Source organism: Lishizhenia sp., from assembly GCF_057456495.1.
The window spans coordinates 1-4,375 of record NZ_JBVCPV010000214.1; the positions used below are offsets into that span (position 1 = coordinate 1).

The 4,375-nt window shown below is 37.5% G+C and carries 4 protein-coding genes; 2 read left to right on the top strand and 2 right to left on the bottom strand.

All coding sequences use genetic code 11. The annotated features are described in order from the left end of the window. On the bottom strand, positions 1–360 hold a 360-nt coding region (locus tag AC22ZQ_RS12730; RefSeq protein WP_318959145.1), incomplete at its 3' end, for a hypothetical protein. Between the two features lie 94 nt (positions 361–454). Between AC22ZQ_RS12730 and AC22ZQ_RS12735 the strand changes: the two genes are divergently transcribed. Further along, complete coding sequence (locus AC22ZQ_RS12735; protein ID WP_318959146.1) at positions 455–1,654, top strand: glycosyltransferase family protein; 1,200 nt, start codon at positions 455–457, stop codon at positions 1,652–1,654. 4 nt (positions 1,655–1,658) lie between these two features. Here AC22ZQ_RS12735 and AC22ZQ_RS12740 read toward each other — a convergent pair whose 3' ends face one another. Further along, entirely contained in the window at positions 1,659–2,438 is a 780-nt protein-coding gene (locus AC22ZQ_RS12740; protein ID WP_318959147.1) for a hypothetical protein, read from the bottom strand. Positions 2,439–2,768: 330 nt separating this feature from the next. Here AC22ZQ_RS12740 and AC22ZQ_RS12745 point away from each other — a divergent pair. Continuing rightward, positions 2,769–4,375, top strand: a 1,607-nt coding sequence (locus tag AC22ZQ_RS12745) for a DUF7948 domain-containing protein (RefSeq protein ID WP_318959148.1), incomplete at its 3' end; no start/stop codon positions are given.

The window sequence follows — 4,375 nt, forward strand, 5'->3', positions numbered from 1 at the left end:
CAAGGAAGATATCCTTTTACGTATCATTTTTGATTTTTGAAAGGACATTAAAATTGTGGCAAACCTACCTTTTGTAAGTGAAAGCTGATACTTGTTTTTGAGGTGGGAAAACTCTTCCCAAATCCTTTTGTCGAAAAGCAGGAATAGACTTTTTAATTTTGTGACTATTCCATCAGAAGGCCAGTACGGCACTACTTGAACATTGTAAGGGACTAGTCTTGATTCTTTTGTGTTCTGAGTAATACTTACAATAATTATTTCCTGAAATTCTTGAGCTAGAAATTCTATCTCCGTTTCCAGAAAAGTTTCACTTTTACCAAAGGGAAATCCATCAGTTAATAATAGTAATCTTGTATTCAAGAATTGTTACTTTTAGCCTTAAATCTAAGGACAAATCCTTTAAGAATTGAAAAAACTCCTCCTCATATCTTATTTTTTTCCACCTTCAAATTTTGTGGGCGCGCAAAGAACAGCGTATTGGGCTGAAAATTTGCACAAATACGGTTATTATCCTATTGTGATAACACGTCAGTGGAATGAGAGCCAGACTACTTTGACAGAAAAGGTAGTTAACAATGAAATGGTCGTTGAGAAATGTGATGGGTATGAGGTGCATCGCCTACCTTATAAGGAATCTCTGAGAGATAGATTAGATCAAAAAGGGGAATTCAAGTTTTTACAAAAAGCTTTGACTTTGAAGGAAATTGTTTTGTCGAATTTTTCTATTGCTGCTTTACCGTATTCGAATTTTTACGCGTACGCTAAGTCCCTCCTACAATCTGATTCAGAAATTGGAATTGTAATCGCCAGCGGACGACCCTTTCAAAGTTTTGCAATTGGTCATCAACTGAAAAAGGACTTTCCAAAAATTCATTGGGTTCCTGATTATCGGGATGAATGGAGTACTACGCAACAAGGAAACTTGTCTTTTTTACAGAGAATGGATGTTACCTTGGAGCATAAGGTATTGAGTAATGCTACAATAGGAATTACAGTAAGTAGGTACATTGCGGAAAAGCTTAAGGAAAAGTTTAGATTAGATTTTTCTGTAGTGATGAATGGTATAGCAAAGTTTGATGAGAGGCAGAATGGCATTTCTTCAAATTTTTCGGATGAATTACATGTTTTGTACGCAGGTACATTATACGCCGAACAAAATGTTGAAATACTCATTCAAGCATGTAAAGCATATTCAGGGAAAGTAAAATTGAAATTTGTTGGAATAGAAATCAATTCAGCAGAGAAGAATAGAGTGATAGCATTCTCGGATAAGCATAAGGTAGATGTAGTTATTGAGTCGAGAAAGTCGCCAGAAATGATACAAGTGGATTATAAAAATGCCGATTTACTTTTTATCACAGGGTTTTCCAATATTAAAGGTTATTTACCCGTTAAAATGTTTTCCAATTTCCAAACAGGAAAAGCCATCCTTCTTTGCCCATCCGACAATAATGTGATGGAAGAATTCATTCAAAAAACCAATTCAGGTTATATTGCAAATACAGTAGAAGAATGCAAGCAAATTCTTCAAGAATTATTGGAGAAGAAAAAAAGAGGAGAGTCCATTGCTTTGGAACGTAATATGGAGGTAGCTTATTTTTATTCTAGAGAGTATCAAACCAAAAAATTAGCAGAGATTTTGGATAGCTTATAAAGTCCTACTCCATCCCAAACTTCCAAACCCCACTTACACCTACTATCCCTGCACTCCCAATATTTTTGCCATTCAGTACCTTAGAAGCTGAAATTGAAAGTCCAAATCTATCTTTGAGTTGGTAGTAGATTACTCCGCCAACACTTTGGTAGCTTACACCGAGTTCCCTGAAGTCGTTGTAAGGAATATTGCCCAAGAAAATAGCATCTCCTAAACTTGTCTGGTTTTCAAACCACAAATCTCCATACCATTTGCCTTGTCCATAACCAATTTTTACCGACAAATTCCAGGCGTGGGGTACAGGATCTAAGGTGTATTGATAGGTTCCTTGTGTTTGAATGAACCAAGGTGAATTGGGTTTGTATTGGAATACTAGTTTGGGTTGTACATTGGTGGCGCGCTGACCAATGGATTGACTTGTTTCTGTGTTGTATTTCGACATGGGGAAAGAGATTCCAAGTGCTGGTATCACGCTAAATCCGTTCTTGTTGAATAACTCATATTTGGTAAAAAAATATGCGTCTTGCAGGGTCCCATTAATAAGGGGAGCAGAAGCTATTACATCCCAATTATTGGTAATTCCATATTCTGCAAAGGTATTGATGATGTGGAGCTGTCTTCCGTATTCTATGGTGTAATCGGCATAATATAGCTTTGCTTTTTCATAAGCGTAACCTAGTGCGACATCTGTTCTTCCTTTTCCTTTGAAGAACCCGTCGACAAGGTCTTGAGCTGAGGTGCTCAGTGCAAGGGTGAGTATGGAGATAGTGAGGAGCGTTTTCATGCGAGTTGTTTTGAGGTTCGACGTAGAAGTTATGAAATTCTTACTTCGCAGCTTGGGGTTTGTTCATTTCTTTTATATTGATAAAACTTCAGCTTCGAAATTCCGGTTCCTCGATAGTTCGACTTCGCTCACCACAGCGCTCCCTTGGAAACCTAGGTTAAGAGTAATTAAAGCGCCTAAAATTAGGTTATCGAGTTGAGTGGAGATGAGCGACCTTTTTCTAAGTTCAAAACTTTTTTTCTAGACTCTCTATTCAAACTCACTATTGTCTAACAACCTCTAGGACTTAAAATTCGTTTATTAACTAAACAAAACTTATATTAGTCTTCCATGCTTAAAAAACTATTTTTCCTTTGTGTAATAGCCTTGTTTTCTGGTGCAAGTTTTGCCCAAGAAATTGAGCATGAACACAGTTTATACCATGGTTTTTTAGAGAATAAAGGACAGTGGAAGGAAGAGGTGCTTTTTCAAATGAATTTACCAAATGGTAATCTATGGGTGGAGCAAGGAAAATTGATGTACCATCTTCAAGATTATTCTGAACTGGAGAAAGTACATGGTCAACTCAAGCAAGCGAAGAAAGGAGTAACAACATTTAACCAAGACCTCATACATCTTAATTTTTTAGGAAGTCAAGAGATTACATCCACAGAGAAATTGGGTGGGTCTAAGTACTATTATAATTTTTTTTACGGTAAGGATGAATCATCCTGGACGCATGGCGTTAGGAGTTATCATGAGGTGCACATGCACAACCTTTACGATGGCATTGATTTAGAACTTATAGAATTAGAAGGAAGCTTCAAATATCAATTCAAAGTTGCTCAAGGTGTTGATCCTGCTCAAATTCAAATGCATTATGCCAATCAAGAGGAGCTGAAGATAGGGAGAGATGGTAACCTGATTATTGAAACGTACTTGGGGCAAATTAAGGAGGAAAAGCCGTATGCCTATCAGATTGTAAATGGAAAAATTAAGGAAGTGAGTTGTTCCTTTGAAATGCTCAACGATAGTGTAGTTGGTTTTAACTTGGGGACTTATTCTAAACATGCTCCTTTGATTATTGATCCTGTTTTGGTGTTTGCTACGTATTGTGGTTCGCCGACAGATAATTTTGGAATGACGGCCACTTATGGTCACGATGGAAGTGCGTATAGTGGAGGAACAATTTATGGAAATGCCTACCCAACACCTGATCCTAATGCTTACAATACTTCATCAAATTTTACGGTGCAAAACGTCAATAACTCTATCACAACAGATGCTTTTATCAGTAAATATGCTGCGGATGGTGAAACCATGTTATGGACGAGTTTTCTAGGTGGAGGTGATAATACGCAAGGAACAGAAACTGTGCACTCTTTGGTGTGCGACCTTCAGGATAATATCTATTTGTTTGGGGTGACCTCCAGTACGGATTTTCCGATAGTAGCCGGTTTTCAATCTACCCATGCAGGTGGAAGTGCTTTGAATATTGCCAACAACGGATGTAATTTTGGAACGGTAGGAACAGATATCTTCGTGGCAAAGCTTAGTGCTAATGGTCAGAGTTTGTTGGGGTCTACTTATGTAGGTGGGAGTGCGAATGATGGTGTGAATTATCTGCCTAGTTCTGGAAATTATACCTCACCCATACATTATGATTCATTAACCACAAATTATGGAGATCAATTTAGAGGAGAGATTTTCTTGGATGATAGTGATAATATACTCATCGCCTCTTGTACGCGGTCAACAGATTTTCCAACGCAAACCGCTTTTCAGAATGCAATAGGTGGTCAACAAGATGGGGTGATATTTAAACTGAAAAATGATTTCACCCAATTGTTGTGGTCTAGTTATTTTGGAGGAACTAAAAATGATGCTTGTAACAGTGTAAAGCTCGATGGGAATGGAAATGTATTTATTGCAGGAGGAACATCGAGTAATAACTTAAC